This is a genomic window from Pantoea sp. SGAir0175, from assembly GCF_043547855.1.
The window spans coordinates 2,428,281-2,447,149 of sequence record NZ_CP028081.1 but is presented as its reverse complement, the minus strand read 5'-3'; the positions used below and the strand labels follow the sequence as shown (position 1 = coordinate 2,447,149).

Below are 18,869 nucleotides of genomic sequence, written 5' to 3'. Positions count from 1 at the left end.
GCGATCTGTTATTCGATTTTCTCTCGCCAGTCCGCGGCAAGAGCTGACTGGCGAGTATCATACCACTTTAACGTTGTCACGCGGCTGCGTTTTTAACATCAAAGCAACATCATCAGAACATCATCACCATCCACGGATAGGCAATGACCATCAGCGCCACCAGGAACAGGGCACCAAAGATGGTACCGAGACGCCAGTAGTCTTTGGTTGGCAGGTAGCCGCTACCGTAGTAAATCGGGCTTGGGCCCGTGCCGTACGGGGTGATAATGCCCATCACACCCAGTGAGGTACACATCATCAGGCAGAACACCGGCATGTTGATGCCCGGAATCGAGGCGGCAATGGTCAGCATGGCAGGCAGCAGGGCGGTGGTGTGCGCCGTGGTGCTGGCGAACAGATAGTGCAGCAGGTAGAAGGCGACCAGCAGCACCACCGCAGACACCTGCGGGTCGTAGCCGTGCAGCAGCAGCGCACCCTCTTTACCCAGCCAGGCGATGAAGCCCACGCGCGCCAGACCATCAGCCAGCGCGACCAGCGTGGCAAACCAGGCGAAGGTGTTCCAGGCGGCTTTGTTGCTGGTGATGTCGTTCCAGTTCAGCACGCCGGTCCACAGCATCAGCACGATAACCAGCAGGGCGGCCATCGCCGGTTCAATCCATGCAGTGGCGAAGATCCACATCATCAGCGCAGCGACCACGAACACCAGCAGCAGAATTTCATTGCGCGACAGCGGACCCAGTTTCTCCAGCTCGGCTTTAGCCCAGCGTGGCACTTCGTCATTCACTTTCACTTCTGGTGGATAGAGCCAGTAAGCCAGCAGCGGCATGGTGAGAATCAGCAGGATCCCCAGCGGCAGGAAGGCGAGGAACCACATGCCCCACGAGATATCAAAGCCAACCACGCTTTTTACCAGCGCCAGCGCCAGCAGGTTAGGGGCCAGCGCGGAGAGGAACATTGAGCTGGTGATACAGGCGGCGGTGATAGCAACCCACATCAGGTAAGAACCAATTTTGCGTGCGCTTGGGTCGTTAGGTTTAGAACCGTACAGCGGCGGCAGGTTGGCAATGATGGGATAGATCGTCCCGCCGCTGCGCGCGGTGTTGGACGGCGTAAACGGTGCCAGCAGCAGGTCGGCAAAGGTGATGGCATAGCCGAGCGTCAGGCTGCGACGGCCGAGATATTTCACCAGAATCAGCGCCAGGCGGCGACCGAACTGGGTTTTATCGTAGCCAGCGGCAAACATGAAGGCGCCGAAAATCAGCCACACGGTGGAGTTGCCGAAGCCGCTCACCGCCCATTTAAACGCCTGTCCGGCCGTTTTGAACTTCGGATCGGCCAGTTCTGCCGGGCTGAACAGCACGTACTGGCTGAACAGCGCGATGATCACCACACCGGTCAGGCCGATGACCGCGCCCGGCAGCGGTTCGAAGATCAGGCCGACAATCACCCCGACGAAGATGGCGAAGAAGTGCCACGCGTACGGCTCCAGCCCGGCAGGGGTGGGCACCAGCAGCAACAGCACGGCAACCACGATCGGCAGGCACAACATGACTAGCCGGTTCTTTTTCCCCGGTGCGGCAGGTGGCGCCTTTAGGGGTTCACTCTGGGTTGTTTGTGTATTCATAGTTTTGGTCTGCAAGTTATGGGAATGCGATTGACGGCCCGGTCGGGTTGATTTTTTTAGTTACGAAACGCTTGTAGCAGATCAACCGGGACGTTTTAAAGTGTCTTTTACATGAATCTTCGTTATTGCAATTTTGCTTCGCGAATTATCAATTGAATGACGCTATGATGCGATTAATTAAAATATCTATTTTGATCTGGATCAATAAAATTATTAGCGGGTTTTTTGTTTTAACGTTTTGCGCCGTAATAAATGAACCAACAGGTGTAAAATATGTGTTAAAAGTGAACGGAACGGCAAAAATACCGCCATAATTGGGCGAAAGTCGCTTTTTATCTCTTTGATATTACGTCATTTGTTTTAAATGTAAGGAAAAAGTTGATTTTTGTCAAGTATTGGTTAAAACTTAGCGGAGCGCGGATTTCAGCAATGAGCAATAAAAAGTATTTTCACGCGTAAAACTTATATAACTAACATTCTGGGTTATGTAACTAAATAAAATGGTATATTTATACCATGAAGTCGGACCACTTAAATTAATTATAAAGACCTCCGAACTCCCAAAGAATTGAATACACGATTTCTTAATTCTGGAGTTGCTCATCATGAATACGCTCACCCCGATTCTTAATCCGCTGACCTTACCGAAAGGGGCGGTGCTGAAAAACCGCCTGGTGATGGCCCCGATGACCACCTGTACCGGCTATTACGACGGCGGCGTGACCAGCGATCTCGTTGAGTATTATCGCGTGCGTGCCGGCAGCATCGGCACCGTGATCGTCGAGTGCGCCTTTATCGATAACCGCGGTCCGGCGTTCCCGGGCGCTATCGGCATCGACAGCGACAACAAAATTCCCGGCCTGGCCAGAATTGCGCACGCCATCAAGTCCCAGGGTTCCAAAGCCATTCTGCAGATTTACCACGGCGGCCGCATGGTTGAGCCGGCGCTGATCGGCGGGAAAACCCCGGTCGCGCCCAGCGCTATCGCCGCGCCGCGTGAAGGTGCCAGCACCCCGCAGGCGCTGACGGCGGAAGAAGTGGAGGTGATGATCACTAAGTTTGGTGATGCGGTGAACCGCGCCATCAAAGCCGGCTTCGACGGCGTGGAGATCCACGGCGCTAACACCTACCTGATTCAGCAGTTCTACTCGCCTAACTCTAACCAGCGTGACGACAAATGGGGCGGCAGCCGCGACAACCGCGCGCGCTTCCCGCTGGAAGTGCTGGAAATCACCCACAAAATGGCGGAGCGCTTCGCCGCAGCGGATTTCATCATCGGCTATCGCTTCTCGCCGGAAGAGCTGGAAGTGCCCGGTATCCGCTGGGACGACACGCTGTACCTGCTGGAAAAACTGGCGGCGCGCGGGCTGGATTACGTGCACTTCTCCGTCGGCCAGCTGCTGCGTCCGTCGATTGTCGACACTCAGGATCCGACGCCGTTAATCAGCAAATACATTGAACAGCGCTCGGCGACGCTGGCGAAAGTGCCGGTGATTGGCGTTGGCGGCGTGGTGAACAAAGAGGATGCCGAACTGGCGCTGGCCTCGGGCTTCGATCTGGTGGCGATTGGTAAAGCCTGTATTGCCTATCCGGACTGGGCCGATCGCATCATCAAAAACGAGCACATGGATCTGTACATCGACAGCACCAAACGCGAAGCGCTGACCATTCCGGAACCGCTGTGGCGCTTCTCGCTGGTGGATGCGATGATCCGTGACGTCAGCGATGGCCATCGTAAGTACAAAGCCGGCGTTTACCAGGCGAAAGTGGAAGCCGAAGCGCTGAAGCTGAAAATCAACGTAACGCTCGACACCGACCGTATCACCGACATTTCGCTGGTGCCGGATCCTAACCTCGACGTCGATTTCACCAGCACCTTTGAAAGCCTGCGTGAACGTATTCTGGTGGCGAACAGCCCGCACGTCGATGCCATCACCGGTGCTACCACGCAGAGTGAGGCGCTGAAGAAAGCGGTATCGCGCGCGCTGACCACCTCCAGCAAAGAGTATGTGATTGAAGAGGGCGGTAACCCGAATGCGCCGGTCAATTACGATGTGGTGGTGGTTGGTACCGGCGGGGCCGGTCTGGCGGCGGCGATTCAGGCGCACGATGACGGCGCGCGCGTGGTGATCATTGAGAAGATGCCCACCATCGGCGGTAACACCATCAAAGCGTCGGTGGGGATGAACGCGGCGGAAACCCGTTATCAGAAACTGAAAGGCATCGAAGACAGCAAAGAGCTGTTCTACGAGGAAACGCTGAAAGGCGGCAAGTTCAAAAACAACCCGGTGCTGCTGCGTGAGTTCGTTGAGCGTGCGCCAGAAGCCATTGAGTGGCTGGCGGCGAAAGACATTGAGCTGAGCGATATCACCATCACCGGCGGCATGAGCATTGACCGTACGCACCGTCCGGAAGATCGCTCGGCGGTGGGCGGCTTCCTGATTAGCGGCCTGGTGAAAAACGTTAACCAGCGCAACATCGAAGTGCTGCTGGAAACCTCGGTGGCCGAGATCCTGTTTGAAAACGGTGCGGTGACCGGCGTGAAAGTGGTTGATGAGTACAACGACAGCCGCATCCTGAATGCGAAAAGCGTGATTGTGGCCACCGGTGGCTTCAGCGCCAACCGCGAGATGGTGGTGAAATACCGTCCGGAGCTGGATGGTTTCGTCACCACCAACCACAAAGGCGCCACCGGCAGCGGTATCGCCATGCTGCAGAAAATTGGCGCCGAGACCGTCGACATGGGTGAAATCCAGATTCACCCAACGGTTGAGCAGACCACCTCGTACCTGATTTCCGAAGCGATGCGCGGCGGCGGGGCGATTCTGGTCAGCCAGGCCGGTAAGCGTTTCTACAATGAAATGGAAACCCGTGACAAAGTTTCTGCCGAGATTATCGCGCTGCCGGAAAAAAGCGCGTGGATCGTGTTCGATGAGCAGGTACGTGCCAACAACAAAGCGGCGGACGAATACATCGCCAAAGGCTTTGTGATTAGCGCGCCAACGCCACACGAGCTGGCGGTGAAACTCAACATGGATCAGGAAACGCTGCAAAGCACGCTGGGCCGTTACAATGAGTTTGTAATTAACCAGAAAGACGAAGACTTTGGCCGTGCCACCGCGCTGCGTCATCCGCTCAATCAGGGGCCGTTCTTCGCGATTCGTATCGCACCGGGCGTGCACCACACCATGGGCGGCGTGACCATCAACACCGAGACCGCGGTGCTTGACGCGCAGAAACAGGTGATTCCTGGTGCCTGGGCGGCGGGTGAAGTGGTCGGCGGTATCCACGGTGCGAACCGCATCGGCGGTAACGCCGTCGCCGATATCATTATCTTTGGTATCAAAGCGGGTCGTAATGCCGCTAAACTGGCGTTAGGTAACTAAGCTATCACGATGCCCGCGCCCTGCGGGCATCGTTCTCTTGCGGGGCCACAATGACAAGCGACGCTGGCGTCCATTCCTATTCTGCCGTCCTCATGGGTTCGCCCATTCTGCTCAAACTGTTCGAAGACAATCCCACGCTGGCCAGCCAGGTCTTTCGCCTGATCAAACAGCAGGAAAACCTGTTTACCGTCAACCGCGCCGAATCCGAAGTGATGGCCATTAATCACGCCGCCGGACGCCATCCGGTGGTGGTGAGCGCGCCGGTGTTTGAGCTGATTAGTGTGGCGCACGCGGTGAGCATCCTGCCGGACAGCGCGTTTAACTTCACCATCGGTCCGGTGGTGAAACGCTGGAAGATTGGTTTTCAGGGGCGTGAAGTGCCGCCCGCAGCGGAGATTGAGGCGCTGCTGCGCCTGACCGATCCGCATCAGGTGGTACTGGATGCCGAACAGCACTCGGTGTTTCTGCCGCTGCCGGGCATGGAGATCGATCTGGGCGCCATTGCGAAAGGCTACATCGCCGATGTGGTGCAGGCATTTCTGCGTCAGCAGGGTGTTGCGCAGGCGCTGATTAATCTCGGTGGCAATGTGCAAACGCTCGGCAGCCCGCCGCATCAGCCGCAGGGCTGGGGTATCGGGCTCAAAAAACCGTTTGGCCGGGACGATGAACTGCTGGGTACGCTGCAGGTGCAGGGCAAATCGGTGGTGACGTCCGGGATTTATGAGCGCTACTTTGAACGCGACGGCCGCTGCTGGCATCACATCTTTGATCCGCGCACCGGTTATCCGCTGGACAATGAGTTATTGAGCGTGACGGTGATTGCCGATCGCTCGCTCGATGGCGATATCTATACCACGCTGCTGTACGGCATGGGCGTAGAGCAGGGGCTGGCGTATCTCGCCGGCCAGCCTGATATCGACGCGGTGTTTGTCACCCGCGATCGGCAGATTATCTGCTCGCCAGCGCGCCATTTCCGCTTCAGCCAGCTGGATTTCAGCTGGCAGCTGCGTCACTGACAGTACTGCTGCAGCAGCGAATGGTACTCCGGCTGCAGGCGATAGCGATACACCGGGCGGCCGGTGGCGCCGTAGTGAATGCTGGTGAACAGAATATTAATCTGCGCCAGCCAGATCAGGTACTTGCGACACGAAACGCGTGAAATGTTCACTTCGGCCGCCAGCTCGTCGGTAGAAAACTCATGGCCGGGGTGGGCGTCAATCCACTGACACAGCGTGCGCAGCGTCTGCGGCGTTAAGCCTTTCGGCAGCCGTTTGTTGTCGTGCTGGGTGGCCGGGCTGCCGTGCATCAGCAGATCGAGGTCCGACTGCTGGTAGTAGTGCTGGTTGTCCATCAGCGATTTTTTCTGCCGCCAGCCGGTCAGCGCCTCTTCAAAACGCGGGAACTGGAACGGTTTGATCAGGTAGTCGACCACGCCGTAGTGCAGCGAGGTTTTGATATTCTCCGCGTCGGCCGCTGACGAAATGATGATCACTTCCACTGAACTCTGCGCCTGGCGCAGCTCCGGCAGCAGATCGAGCCCGTTCTCCTGCTGCATATAGATATCCAGCAGCACCAGGTCGATCGGCGTTTCGCTATTAAACAGGAACTCGCGCGCCTGCTGCAGCGTCGCGGCGGTACCCACGCAGTGAAAGCCCGGCACCTGGCCGATAAAGCTGCGGTTCAGCTCGGCCACCATGGCGTCATCGTCGACCACTAACACGTTAATCATGCGGTTTGGTTCCTCCATCCCACGGAAGTTGGACTAAAAATTGGGTGAACACGCCAGGCTCGGACTCCACGCTGACGCTGCCGCCGAGGTGCTCCGTCTGCTGTTTCAGCAGGAACAGGCCGACCCCGCGATCCTCGCCTTTGGTAGAGAAGCCCTTGTCGAACACGGTTGCCAGATGCTGCGGCGCAATACCCGGTCCGTCATCGCTCACTTCACAGGTCAGCCAGCCGTTCTGATAGTGCAGCATGACGTGGATTTCGCCCTCGGTCTGCTCACTCATCGCATCCAGCGCATTCTCCACCAGGTTGCCGACCACGGTGATCAGCGCCGCCATTTGCTGCTCGTTGCCGCTGTCCGGCAGGTAACTGGCATCGCTGATGGTCAGACGATGGCCGCAATCAGAGGCGCGGTTAATTTTGCTGAGCAGAAAACCGGCAATCACCGGTGATTTGATCTTCTCCAGCAGGAAGCCGATTTCCGTCTGATAGTTATTAGCGGTCTTCAGAATATAGGCTTCTACCTGCGCATAATTTTTCATGTGCAGCAGGCCAAGGATCACATGCAGCTTATTCATGAACTCGTGCGAGCGCTCACGCAGGGCATCAACATAGTTTACCATGCCGGTCAGACGCTGCATCAGCTGGCTGATTTCGGTCTTGTCCCTGAAGGTGCAGACCGCGCCGATAATGCGTCCCTGACTGCGCACTGGCACGGTGTTGCTCAGCAGCAGTCGGCCATTGACGTTGAGCTCCTCATCGCGCCGTGCGCGACCGCCGTTGAGCACTTCCTGCAGATGCTGGTCGATCACCGAGGCATCATAAATGCGCGCGGTACTCACCACGCTGCTGCCCATTTTATCGCTCAGCAGCTGGCGCGCCGCCTGATTGACCAGCGTCACCTCGCCCTGATCGTCCATCGCCACCACGCCTTCCTTGACGGAGTTAAGGATCGCCTGGCGCTGCTCAAACAGGGTGGAAATTTCGTATGGCTCGAGGCCGAACAGGATACGCTTCAGCACGCGCACCAGAATGAAGGTGCCAACCGCGCCGGCAAAAGTGCCGATCAGAATGGTCCACAGAATGCTCCAGCGACTCTGGTTGATCTGGTCGGTGACCGCCTCCAGCGAGATGCCGATAGCCACCACGCCAATCTGCCGCTGCTGGGCGTCATAAACCGGGGTAAACACGCGCAGCGATTTGGCCAGCGAGCCCTGATTCACGGAGACATTCTCGTTGCCGCGCAGCGCCGGTTCGATGTCCGGGCCGATAAAGTGTTTGCCCACCAGCTCCGGATTACGGTGTGAGTAGCGGATGCCATCCATGTTGGTGATGCTGATAAACAGCAGATGGTTGCTCTCTTCCACCGCTTTGGCGATGGGCTGGATAGCGGCCCGGTCGGGCGGCAGGCGCAGCGCCTGCTGAATTTCGGGTGATTTCGCCAGCGTGCGCGCCACTGCCATGGCTTTATCCTCCAGCTGGCTGCGCGTCGCGGCGCCAATCTGGAAGAAATAAAACATGTGTACGCTCAGCAGCACCAGCACAATCACCGCGCTGAGCATCAGCGTCACCAGGGTGTTGAGCTTCATCGGTCGCCTGCGCACTGGCGTGGCTTGCTGTGGTGAGATCATGGTCGTGCTCTGCGGAAAACGGGGGGCTATTATGACGGATAATCCGCAGCGGGTCGCGCTAAATGCAGGAAGGCCGTCAGCGATGACGACCTTCCGTGGGTGAGAGAGCGGGCGGGTTAACCCTGTTTCACCCGGTTAGCGAAGCTTTTACGCAGTTTCTGCAGCTTCGGCGGGATCACCGCCAGGCAGTAACCGTTGCGCTGACCAGCGCCATCCCAGTAATCCTGATGATAATCTTCTGCCGGATACCAGGCTTTCAGCGGCTCAATGGTGGTCACCACCGGCACGCTGTGATCTTCCTGCGCGCGGGCAATCGCCGCAATCGCTTCGGCTTCCTGCTCCGCGTTAGCCGGGAAAATCGCCGAACGGTACTGGGTGCCGACATCATTACCCTGACGGTTCAGCTGGGTGGGATCGTGGGTGGCAAAGCTGATGTCCAGCAGATCGCCGTAGCTCACTTTCTCCGGATCGAAGCCTACGCGAATCGCTTCGGCGTGGCCGGTCGCGCCGCTGCACACCTGCTCGTAGGTGGGATTAGGACGTTCACCGCCGGTGTAACCACTTTCGACTGACTCGACGCCAATCACATCTTTGAATACTGCTTCGGTGCACCAGAAACAGCCACCCGCGATAATCGCATATTCGGTTGCCATTGTTTTACTCCTGTCAGGGCGAAAGCGTTAGAGTGGGGGTTCAGCACGCTGAATTCAAGCCGCTTTCTGTTAACATTTCTGGCGCAACCTGGCGCGGCTTAGCCCGTAGCGCCTTGCCATTGCGCGCAGACGATTTGCGCCGCACGGGTGCAGCATTGATGCACACGCCAGTTGATCTGCCAGCGGCGCTTTTACCTGCGCGATAAAACGTTATTCAGCGGTGAGATGTCGTGGTTTATTTGCGCGTAATAGCCCGGATGATACGAAGCAGATAATATTCTTGTTTAAATAGAATAATGCGGCTCAGCTGAGCCGCATCAGGTAAATGGCTTTCTGTCGGTGCGGATTAACGGATACTCCAGTAATCTACAATATCGCTATTATTAAAAGTGATATAGAGTCTATTACCGTGTATTTCGGTATTTCCACTACGTTTATCTGCCATTTTGCCTGCCGTAGAGGATACTTCACTTGCTGAGTTTGCCATACCTAACGCGCCGGATACGGCTCCCGCTCCCGGGATGTAGCCCAGCAGCGAAGAGGCGCTGCTGTAATCCGCATTTTTCTCGTAAATCCAGGTGGTGCCCTGAGAGGATTTTTGATTATCATCCGGGACACCATAAAGCTGCTGCACTTCCGCCTTGGTGGTTTTCCCTTCTTTAATGTGTGACTGAACGTAGGTCGCGCTGTATTTATCCTCACCCCCTGTCGACGAACATCCACTTAACAGGATAACGAGCATCACCATCAAACCCATAAGGTTAATTTTCATTTTTCCCTCTTTGTAAGTTTATTGTAAAGTCCAGATTTAAATATCACGGCATTAATGGTTGCGCAATATTATAATGGTGCGCTTTATCTCATTTTGCTGATGTGGCAATTTCAATTGCGGCTAACCTTTTGATATGGGTTTGTTTTTGTGGTTATGCGCCGGCAATAAATTTTCAGTAATTTAAAAATAGCGCCGGCTATTCAGGGTAGTGAAGTTTAAGCATTAAGTGCTGTATTCGCTAGCGCCCGATATTGATTAATTATCTGTAAATTAATTTCATCATTAATCGCGTATCGATTGGTGTGAATTATCAATTTTCTCTCCCGCCGCCTTGCGATTATTCCGCGCAGCGTGACAGGTTCAGGGTTGCCGCGGGAGAGAGGTTAAGTCACTTTGCCTTCACGCGCGGCACGTCACTAATACGCGTGGTGTAAGCCGGAGACAGCATGTCGCGTTTCATCGCCCAGGGTTTCTGAATGCCCTGACCGGCAAACCACAAGGCACCGCGCTGGTGGGCGTTGATCTTATCCATCAGCGCCATCAGCTGATCGCTGTTACGGCGCGGCTGATAGTCAGCAAACATATCAAGCTGCGCCACCCCGTCGCTGAAAAAGTCGCCCAGCATTACGCCGCCTTTCAGGTAGCGCTTGCCGGGGATCCAGATGCGATCCAGGCAGTTGAGCGTGGCCTGAATGATGTCGCGGCTGTCGGCGGTAGGGGTAATCAGCGTCTGGCTCGCGGCATTGGCATAGTAGGGCTGATGCGGATCGTGCGGGCTGGTGCGGATAAAGGTGCCGATGTAGCGGCAATACTGACGCTCGCTGCGCAGTTTTTCCGCTGCGCGTGCCGCATAGCTGGCGATGGCTTCGCGCATATCCTGATAATCGGTAATGCGATCGCCAAACGAGCGCGAGCAGAGGATATTTTGCCGGTGCGGAATCACCTCTTCAAACGCCAGGCACGGTTCGCCGCGCAGCTCGCGCACGGTGCGCTCCAGCACCACGCCAAAATGCTTGCGGATCAGCGCTGTGGGCGTCTCCGCCAGCTGCAGGGCGGTTTGAATGCCCATCAGGTTCAGCTTGTTCGATAAACGGCGGCCGACGCCCCACACTTCCTCTACGCCCACCCGCTGCATAAGGCCGCGCTGGCGCGCCGGATCAGAGAGGTCCATGACGTTTTCGGCTTTGGTCCAGCGTTTGGCCGCCCAGTTAGCCAGCTTGGCGAGGGTTTTCGTTGGCGCGATGCCGACGCCCACTTTCAGGTGCGTCTCTTTCCACAGGCAGTCACGTACCTGCTGTCCAAAGCGCGTCAGCGAGGTGTAGCCTTCAATTCCGCTGACATCAAGAAAGGCCTCGTCAATCGAGTAGACATCCACGCGCGGTGCCAGCCGGTCGAGCGTCTCCATCACGCGCGCCGACATGTTGCCGTACAGCGCATAGTTAGATGAAAACACCACCACCTGATGACGCATCAGCTCGTCGCGATGTTTAAACCAGGGCGCACCCATTTTGATACCGAGCGCCTTCGCTTCGCGGCTCAGCGAGATAATGCAGCCATCATTGTTTGACAGCACCACGATCGGCCTGCCGCGAAGATCCGGGCGAAACACGGTTTCGCAGCTGGCGTAGAAAGAGTTTACGTCGACCAATGCATACATCATCGGCACCCTGAAAATACTGTATATAAAAACAGTATAGGTCAGATGCAGGAAAAATGAGAAGCAGAAATCGATCTGTCCGGCCAGGTTGCTGGTGGGGGAAAAGAACAGGGTGGGTACAGACATCAGGACGAAAAAACGGCGTTCCCGTCAGGGAAACGCCGTGGGCCAGGGGCCAGTTACTGCGCGAGAAAAAACGTGTCACTGCCTGGTCTGACTGAACGTCAGGGCGACTTCTTGCTGCCTGCTTCCGCGCCGGTAATCGGGTCGATCAGCGGATCGGACGCGGTACGTGCGGCCAGCGCATCGATGTCGCGCTGCTCATCCGGCGACAGCGTCACGGAGGGCAGACCATCGCCGCCATCCACCGCCGGCTGCGGATCGGCCACATAATCGAAGTTGTCATCGGAGTTCCAGCTACCGCGCACGTCATCACCTTCCGACATGTTGTAGTAGTTGTGCGCATACTGCTCAATTGGCGGCAGCTTGCCCGGTGGGAAGTTGTCGCGAATGGAGTACAGCGCTTTCTCAAATGAAAGCTGGTGCGCGGCTTCACGCGTCATCAGGAAGCCTAACGCATCCTTCACGCCGACATCGTCAGTGACGTTGATCAGGCGTTCATAGATGATTTTGGCGCGCGCTTCGGCGGCGATATTAGAACGCAGATCGGCCGTCACTTCCCCGATGGTATCCACGTAAGCCGCGGTCCACGGCACGCCGCCGGAGTTGGTCAGCGGCGGACCACCGCCATAAAGAATCGAAGTCAGATGGCTATCGTTACCGGCACCCGTGATTGAGCGATACAGTTCGCCTTCCTCTTCAGTGCCTTCGGCCAGCTTGCCTTTGGCGCCTTTATTGAGCATGCCAACCAGCGAGCCGATAATCTCAAGATGGCTGAGCTCCTCGGTAGCGATATCCATCAGCAGGTCGCGGCGTCCTAAATCCTCATCGCCCAGGCCCTGGGTAAAATAGCGCATGGCCGCAGCCAGTTCGCCCTGTGGACCGCCAAACTGCTCTAGCAGCAGATTGGCCAGGCCCGGGTTCGGTGCACTAACGCGCACCGTATACTGCAATTTCTTAACGTGTCGAAACATAGCTCACCTCAAAAAGTCTCTTACGAAAAGAGAAAATCAGCGTTTCGCTTTCGCGTCCGGGTCTTCGCTGCGCAACAGGAACTGATCGGTCAGTTCAGGCATGTGCGTTAACATCCAGTCCGCCATCGCGATCTCCTGCTCACAGATCTGTTTGAGAATGGCCACGCTCTCCTGATCACCGGCACGCGTGGCGGCGCTGATCAGGCTGGTGTAGCTGCCAATCTCGGCATTCTCGAACACGTAGCCGCTGATAGCGCCTTTCACCACTTCGTCTTCCGCGAAGGTACCGCCAAACGCCTGGCCCATGGCGGCCATTTTCCCCATCACGTCTTTCACGCTGGAGTGGGAAATACCGTGGCGGTCGAGAATGGATTCCAGCAAAGACTGCTGCTGACGGGTTTCTTCGATATGCTGCTCGATGCGAGCCCGCAGCTGCGGATAGTTTTCCAGGCGTTTTGCCATCTGCTCGAGCATGGTTTCGGCCTGTTTTTCCATGGCGTGAGCGTCGCGCAGCCAGTCGTGATAATGCGAGAGTGCGGATGTGGTCGTCATATCTACCTCCGTTGTACGGCAGTCGCGTTACTGTTTTTCCGCGATATCCGTGAGTTTTTCATCGGTGGATTTTTCTTCTGCCAGCGTGGCAGCCAGCAACTCTGCGGCCTGGTTGAGCTCCAGCTTTTTCGCCATGGCCACCAGCGTGCCGTAAGTGGCAATTTCGTAGTGCTCAACCTTCTGCGCTGCGCCGATCAGGCCAGCATCGCGCACCGGGCCGGCTTCGGTGGATTCAATCAGCTCCTGCGCTTCTTCGACCAGGCCTTCCAGCGCGTGGCACTTCATACGCATGATGCGCAGCTCATCGTGGCTCTCTACGACCTGATCGAGGCGCTCAATTTGTCCCTGGGTCTCTTCCAGATGTTGCTGAAAAGCGTTTTTTAAACTTTCATCGGAGGCTGCCCGGACCAGTTTGGGTAACGCACGGGTGATCTGTTTCTCCGCGCTGTAAACGTCCGAAAGATCGTGAATAAAAAGATCAAGTAGCGATTTAACTTTCATGAAATATTCTCCGAATCGGTGATTAACGGGAGGCTGAAGCCATTAAGTGATAACGCGATTAAAGAGAGGGAATGAAACGAAGCAATAAATCCCAGTGATCCTGTTGATGACGGAGCATTCCCTGCTCCGAGACATTCCTTACTCTGCGTTACAGCGCATCAGGAATCGCGATGGCTATTCTGTCCGCCTTTTTTGCCGGCTTCGGACGCTTTCTCACGGTCGTTTTTGAAATTACCGCCGCTGTTTTGTCCGCCTTTTTTACCCGCTTCAGATGCTTTCTCTTTGTCTTCTGCGAAATTACCTGAACCGCCTCTATGCTCTGTCATACTATTACCTCGTGATGAGTAATAAATAACATGACGCATCTGCCGCCATGCATGTTTTGCACACTTAATACTAATGCAGGCTGCCTCACTGACAAGCGCGACGGTTATATTTTTCACGCCTCGCTAACGCTATATTAATGAGAAGGCTGGAGATTGTGGTGTAAAATAACCACGCTATTTTTAGCGAGCCGGTCCATATTACGGTCTCGCTTTTAACCCGCCTGATGATTATTTATGCTCAACACATTTTCCTCCGGTGGGAATTTTATCCGCCCGGCTTATTTATTTACGTTTAATCATTGAACGGCGAAGCGGCGCTAAATAGCGTCGAGCAGACGGTTCAATTCCGCCAGACTAAAAAGGGTTGCTTTGCGCACCACTTCTTCACCTTCACCTGAAAACCACTGCCGGCTGGTGTGCACGCTGCCATCTGCCAGACACCATGCAAACCACACGGTGCCGGCTGGCGTGCCGTCCTCACCGCCGTCCGGGCCGGCATAGCCACTGACGGCAATAGCCAGCGTATCCCCGGAGAGCTTTTTCGCGCCGCAGGCCATCTCCCGTACCGCGGCTTCACTGACGGCGGTATCACGCGCCAGCGTCTCTGCGCTGACGCCCAGCACGCGCTGCTTCGCCTGATTGGTGTAAGTAATAAAGCCGCTGCTGTAAAAGCGGCTACTGTCGCTGGCGGCCGCCAGCGCGGAACCGACCCAGCCAGAGGTGCAGGATTCGGCGGTGGTGACGCTCAGGCCGGCGGCCAGTAATTTATTACCCACTTCGGTCGCTAAATTAACCAGTTCTTCATCCATATTCTGTATCCCTTGTCAGAGTGAAATTAATAAACGCCGTCTCTGCCGCTGCTCATATGCATTGCCAGCGGCGTGCATCCGAATTATAGGAGTAATTTCTGCACCGCTGCTCAGCCGAATTAAACTGTTACCGAAGCTCCCGGCGTTTACCGCTAAGCTTAAAATTCAGAACGAAGAGGGAATAACCGGAGCGACATGATGTCAGCTAATTAACTGCAAGAGGAATAACACCATGAAGAAAGATGAGTTAGCCAGCCGTGATTATCCGGTGCAGGAGGATATGCGCTGGCAACGCAGGGAGAGCGTTATACAGCGTATCGGTGAATACGTGCTAATGGTGATTGTGATCCTGGGTGCCTGCGGGTTGTTTTCCAAAGGCATATTAAGCGACGGGCAGGCGCAGTCGGCTGATGGTTCCGTCAGCATTCGCTATGAACGTTTTGGTCGCATCGACAGCAATATGAACCTGCGGATTCGCGTGGCACCGCAGAGCGGCGAGCATTTCACCGTCACGCTAGGCAGCGGCGCGTTAGACGATTTGCAGATCCAGACGCTACAGCCACAGCCACAGCAGGCCATCACGCGGGATAACACGCTGCAGCTGACTTACGCCAGCGAGGCGGCAGAAGGTCATGTGATCTGGCTGGGGATTCAGCCGCAGGCGGCAGGACGGGTTGCGCTGAGCGTGCACGTCAATCATCAGGTACCGGTAAAGGTATCGCAGTGGATTTACCCATAAAAGGAGAGCGTTATGGAAACGGTATTACGCGCAGCCGCCATTTATCTGTTGTTAATGGTGGTATTTAAAATTGCCGGTCGACGCACACTGCTGCAAATGACCTCATTCGATTTGATTCTGCTGCTGATTATTAGCGAAGCCACACAGCAGGCATTGCTGGGTGATGACTTTTCCGTTACCGGTGCCAGCCTCACCATCATCACCTTAATCACTATTGATATTGTGCTGGGCAAACTCAAAGCGCGCTTTCCGCTATTCGAACAAATGGCGGAGGGAGGACCGCTGATTTTGGTGGAGCATGGCCGGATATTAACGCAGCGGCTAAAAATGTCGGGCATCAGTCGGGAAGATATCCTCGAGGCCGCGCGTTCAGGTCAGGGGCTGGAACGCATCGATCAAATTAAATACGCGGTGCTGGAAGTGAGCGGTCATATTTCCATCATCCCGGAAAATTCAGATAAAACTGAAAAATAGCAACAATCTCTCAATACTTGTTTGTGATAAAGATCACACTTTTGTTAATTAATTGATTTTATACCACTAAAATTATTTTGTACAAGTTTGAAAAAAAAATCTTTACAAGCAACCCGCTATAAGCGCAGCGGTGAAAATAACCATTTGCGCATGGCTTTTTGTCAGCGCAAATATGCATATTAAATGTTGTTTTATCTCCAATCCCATCCATATTGTTCCTGTGTGGAGATATTCTGTCGTTTAACTACTTAATTATTTTTATCAATGGGGTGACATATGACACAACGACGTGGTGGTGCAGGTAATTTTGCAGAAAATACCGAGCGTGCTCGCGAAGCGGGTAAAAAAGGCGGCAGCGTCAGCAGCGGGAATTTTAAAAACTGTCCTGAAAGGGCAGTAGAAGCGGGCAGACGCGGTGGAAAAGTAAGTCGTCGCGGCAAAACCGCAGCGGCGGAAGCTTAAACCGCCTTCTTTAATATAAATGCAGTCAGCGTAATCAGTTAAGCTACCCTGAGGCGGCTTAATCGGTAACGCAGCGGCGCAATTCAGGGAGTGGTCCATTGCGCCGCACGCATTTTATATCACCAGCTGCCGTGCTGCAGGGAACGAAAAAATGACGTGCGGTAATATCTGATAAGCGCAGCGGCTGCAACCACCAATAACGATTGTTAGCGCGAGAGGAAATAAGTAACAGGCAGATTAGGTGGCACTGATAACGAAGCGATACGTTATCGACTCATTATTAATGTGGACCTGATCGGGCGTTGGCGATGTTAAAAAATTTCAATTTATGCATGGGTTAATAACTTTTCGGTAGCACTTTTTGCAACAAAAAAACCCCATTCTCTTGTTTATCCTCTTGTACAGATTTTGAAAAACTTGTACAACTTAGCCAGAACATTTTTCTGACAATTTAATGTTAACGGGAGTCACTTATGCGCCAGAACGGATACACTCCGAACTCAGTCGAGGCGATTGCCAACTATTTTAGCAAAGCCACGCTGCCTTCGCAGCAGGAGACGCTGGGCCAGGTCGTGGTCGAAATCCTGCGTGAAGGCCGTAATCTGAACCGTAAATCGCTGTGTACTAAGCTGCTGCGTCGTCTGGAGCTCGCTTCTACCACGGAAGAAGAGCACCATTATCACCAGCTGATTGGCCTGCTATTTGAACGCGAGAGCTGAGAGCGAAGCGAAAGCGTCCAGGTTGTACACACGAAAACGCCATTCTGATAACGTATCACTGCATGTATGACTTGTGACGGGCTGTATCGCGCCGCAGGATAGCGGCGCTGTTTTTCTGTCGCGTTCCCGGTCGGGGCAGGCAGCATGCAGAGATTTATTATGTTATGAACAGAAGAGAACACCAGACTCTTATTGATGAGATCATCGGCGAAGCGGCGTTAACGCTGCTGCAGCGCTCCGGGCCGGTCACCACCCAGGCGTTGCTTGATGAGCTCCACATTATGCAGCAGCAGGCCAGCGATGATGCGCAGGCGGCTGCGATTCGCACTGCAATCGATGAAGTCCGGTCGAGCATGACGGCTGGACAAAAGCGGCGTGGCGAACAATCGGATCGCGATAATGTGCATCCGCTGTTTGGCCACAACGGTCAGGGTGGCGGCAGCCGCAAGCACTGACTGACCGTTAAATTATAATCTGACTGTATTGCTCACAGTACGGGAAAAGAACGATGTCGGAGAATCACTCTCTCTATTCTGCGCTGCCGGACACGGAACTGGCGGCGCATTTTCGCGATGCCGGAGTGGCATTGAGTGAAGAGGCCGCGGTACTGAATGATGTCATTCGTAGCGTGCTGGCCAGCGAAGGCCGCGTCAGTAACAAATCCATCATTCTATGTCTGATTATGGCGCTGGAAGCGACACAGGACGAAGCGCAGGCAAGTGTGCTGCGCAGAACGCTGGAAATTGTGGTGGGTTATACGCCAGACGACGCCTGAGGTAGTGGTCCCCGCGCAGGCGGGGATCGGTTCAGTGCATAAGATCTGCCAGTAGCCTTATTGCGGCATCGCAGCGATGCCGGAAATCCTCATCACGCGCTTCTGCTTTCATCGTATGCAGCACCTGCGTCACGTCATGTATCCTGAATACGCTACCTTCCCTGATAAATTCCGTCACCGCGATGCCTATCAGCGCATACAGATCCGGTGCAGGACGGTTAACTTGTTTCACGTCACCTCCGGGACTTGTATATCCGTACAGTGTTGCACAGGTGATAACAACTCAACACCTTTTTCTGCTGTCAGTGAAAATGGCCCAGGTTATTCGTCAGACAGATTGCCAGGCGTTATCACGCTGCGCGAATAGTAATACGCTGCTGTAGCAGATTCATGCAACTAAAAAATGGTTAAGCATGCCGATAACTCTATTTTAGCGCTGCGCTTATTGCGCCCGGAACATTCACCGACACGCTGCGCGGCGGGCGGGAATTATCGCGCCTGCTGCGACCGAGATTAAATTTATGCAGCCAGCTGCGATACTGCCTGATTAATTCCTGCGCATTTTTTTCATCACTGACGCGACAAATAAACAGCTGGCTCATGGTCTGGTGCTCAGCCGCCGTGGCGTAGATCTCGCAGGCCATCTCGCGTTGCTGCAGTTCAATCGCCGTAAAATGTAACTGCGGCCACTGCTGCAGTCGGTTAGCGAACATTTTATAGTCCATTTTAGGATCCTTTTATTTTTCTATTTTCTACTGGTATTACCTGTAAAGGCACAATAGACCAAAAGTGAAAAAGCGCCAGTTTTGCGGGTCACGACCCATTAAATAGTGCACAAAATGAAAAAAATATTAACGTGTACAGCTTTTACCGCTGCGCTTATATTTTCGTGAAAGATTGAATAAGCGCAGCGGTTAATAGCAACAGTGCAGAAATACCGTCTGGCTCGCAGCATCGCCTATCCTCTATT

At 54.7% G+C, this 18,869-nt stretch carries 21 protein-coding genes; 8 read left to right on the top strand and 13 right to left on the bottom strand.

Annotated features, from left to right (window positions below; genetic code table 11):
- Positions 1–112: 112 nt before the first annotated feature.
- The gene (locus tag C1N56_RS11355; RefSeq protein ID WP_058769656.1) at positions 113–1,624 is read right to left on the bottom strand and encodes an anion permease; all 1,512 of its coding nucleotides are present in this window, start codon (positions 1,622–1,624) and stop codon (positions 113–115) included.
- Between the two features lie 605 nt (positions 1,625–2,229).
- Between C1N56_RS11355 and C1N56_RS11350 the strand changes: the two genes are divergently transcribed.
- Both C1N56_RS11350 and C1N56_RS11345 read left to right on the top strand, forming a co-directional pair.
- Positions 2,230–5,010: a flavocytochrome c gene (locus C1N56_RS11350; protein WP_021506341.1), complete on the top strand. Its 2,781-nt coding sequence runs from the start codon at positions 2,230–2,232 to the stop codon at positions 5,008–5,010.
- Between the two features lie 50 nt (positions 5,011–5,060).
- The gene (locus C1N56_RS11345) at positions 5,061–6,026 is read left to right on the top strand and encodes an FAD:protein FMN transferase (RefSeq protein WP_394516665.1); all 966 of its coding nucleotides are present in this window, start codon (positions 5,061–5,063) and stop codon (positions 6,024–6,026) included.
- On the opposite strand, the gene dcuR is transcribed toward C1N56_RS11345, so the two are convergent.
- From dcuR to C1N56_RS11295, 10 genes are all read right to left on the bottom strand, one after another.
- On the bottom strand, positions 6,020–6,739 hold the full coding sequence (dcuR, locus tag C1N56_RS11340; RefSeq protein WP_021506339.1) for a two-component system response regulator DcuR: 720 nt from the start codon (positions 6,737–6,739) through the stop codon (positions 6,020–6,022). The two genes, C1N56_RS11345 and dcuR, sit on opposite strands and share 7 nt — an antisense overlap.
- The gene (locus C1N56_RS11335) at positions 6,732–8,366 is read right to left on the bottom strand and encodes a sensor histidine kinase (RefSeq protein WP_058769658.1); all 1,635 of its coding nucleotides are present in this window, start codon (positions 8,364–8,366) and stop codon (positions 6,732–6,734) included. The genes dcuR and C1N56_RS11335 overlap by 8 nt, the downstream gene beginning before the upstream one ends.
- Positions 8,367–8,482: 116 nt before the next feature.
- Positions 8,483–9,019 carry a peptide-methionine (S)-S-oxide reductase MsrA gene (msrA, locus tag C1N56_RS11330; RefSeq protein WP_021506337.1) on the bottom strand — a complete coding sequence of 179 codons (537 nt, stop codon included), beginning with the start codon at positions 9,017–9,019 and terminating at the stop codon, positions 8,483–8,485.
- A 346-nt stretch (positions 9,020–9,365) separates the two neighbouring features.
- A complete protein-coding gene (locus C1N56_RS11325) occupies positions 9,366–9,791 on the bottom strand; it encodes a hypothetical protein (RefSeq protein WP_223815622.1) in 426 nt (141 codons plus the stop codon).
- 388 nt (positions 9,792–10,179) lie between these two features.
- The gene (gene umuC, locus C1N56_RS11320) at positions 10,180–11,448 is read right to left on the bottom strand and encodes a translesion error-prone DNA polymerase V subunit UmuC (RefSeq protein ID WP_215480932.1); all 1,269 of its coding nucleotides are present in this window, start codon (positions 11,446–11,448) and stop codon (positions 10,180–10,182) included.
- 224 nt (positions 11,449–11,672) lie between these two features.
- Positions 11,673–12,542 (bottom strand): manganese catalase family protein, encoded by an 870-nt coding sequence (locus C1N56_RS11315; protein WP_021506333.1) that lies wholly within the window; start codon positions 12,540–12,542, stop codon positions 11,673–11,675.
- Between the two features lie 36 nt (positions 12,543–12,578).
- Positions 12,579–13,094, bottom strand: a complete 516-nt coding sequence (locus tag C1N56_RS11310) for a ferritin-like domain-containing protein (RefSeq protein ID WP_021506332.1) — start codon at positions 13,092–13,094, stop codon at positions 12,579–12,581.
- Between the two features lie 27 nt (positions 13,095–13,121).
- Positions 13,122–13,595 carry a YciE/YciF ferroxidase family protein gene (locus C1N56_RS11305; RefSeq protein ID WP_021506331.1) on the bottom strand — a complete coding sequence of 158 codons (474 nt, stop codon included), beginning with the start codon at positions 13,593–13,595 and terminating at the stop codon, positions 13,122–13,124.
- Between the two features lie 158 nt (positions 13,596–13,753).
- Positions 13,754–13,921, bottom strand: a complete 168-nt coding sequence (locus tag C1N56_RS11300) for a con-10 family general stress protein (protein ID WP_021506330.1) — start codon at positions 13,919–13,921, stop codon at positions 13,754–13,756.
- 317 nt (positions 13,922–14,238) lie between these two features.
- Complete coding sequence (locus C1N56_RS11295) at positions 14,239–14,730, bottom strand: nicotinamide-nucleotide amidohydrolase family protein (RefSeq protein WP_058769659.1); 492 nt, start codon at positions 14,728–14,730, stop codon at positions 14,239–14,241.
- Positions 14,731–14,962: 232 nt separating this feature from the next.
- On the opposite strand from C1N56_RS11295, the gene C1N56_RS11290 reads away from it, so the two are divergent.
- From C1N56_RS11290 to C1N56_RS11265, 6 genes are all read left to right on the top strand, one after another.
- Positions 14,963–15,469 carry a hypothetical protein gene (locus C1N56_RS11290; protein WP_021506328.1) on the top strand — a complete coding sequence of 169 codons (507 nt, stop codon included), beginning with the start codon at positions 14,963–14,965 and terminating at the stop codon, positions 15,467–15,469.
- A gap of 12 nt (positions 15,470–15,481) precedes the next feature.
- Positions 15,482–15,943: a DUF421 domain-containing protein gene (locus C1N56_RS11285; protein WP_021506327.1), complete on the top strand. Its 462-nt coding sequence runs from the start codon at positions 15,482–15,484 to the stop codon at positions 15,941–15,943.
- Between the two features lie 276 nt (positions 15,944–16,219).
- The gene (locus C1N56_RS11280; RefSeq protein WP_071813571.1) at positions 16,220–16,405 is read left to right on the top strand and encodes a con-10 family general stress protein; all 186 of its coding nucleotides are present in this window, start codon (positions 16,220–16,222) and stop codon (positions 16,403–16,405) included.
- Positions 16,406–16,878: 473 nt separating this feature from the next.
- Positions 16,879–17,124, top strand: coding sequence for a regulatory protein YcgZ (gene ycgZ / locus C1N56_RS11275; protein ID WP_021506325.1), 246 nt, complete (start codon positions 16,879–16,881; stop codon positions 17,122–17,124).
- Positions 17,125–17,288: 164 nt separating this feature from the next.
- The gene (locus C1N56_RS11270; RefSeq protein WP_059010363.1) at positions 17,289–17,579 is read left to right on the top strand and encodes a hypothetical protein; all 291 of its coding nucleotides are present in this window, start codon (positions 17,289–17,291) and stop codon (positions 17,577–17,579) included.
- Positions 17,580–17,632: 53 nt separating this feature from the next.
- Positions 17,633–17,899, top strand: coding sequence for a biofilm development regulator YmgB/AriR family protein (locus C1N56_RS11265; protein WP_021506323.1), 267 nt, complete (start codon positions 17,633–17,635; stop codon positions 17,897–17,899).
- Positions 17,900–17,930: 31 nt separating this feature from the next.
- Here the strand turns inward: C1N56_RS11265 and C1N56_RS11260 are convergent, their stop codons facing one another.
- Both C1N56_RS11260 and C1N56_RS11255 read right to left on the bottom strand, forming a co-directional pair.
- Positions 17,931–18,131, bottom strand: a complete 201-nt coding sequence (locus C1N56_RS11260; protein ID WP_058769662.1) for a hypothetical protein — start codon at positions 18,129–18,131, stop codon at positions 17,931–17,933.
- 193 nt (positions 18,132–18,324) lie between these two features.
- Positions 18,325–18,624 (bottom strand): hypothetical protein, encoded by a 300-nt coding sequence (locus tag C1N56_RS11255; RefSeq protein WP_021506321.1) that lies wholly within the window; start codon positions 18,622–18,624, stop codon positions 18,325–18,327.
- Positions 18,625–18,869 lie beyond the last annotated feature (245 nt).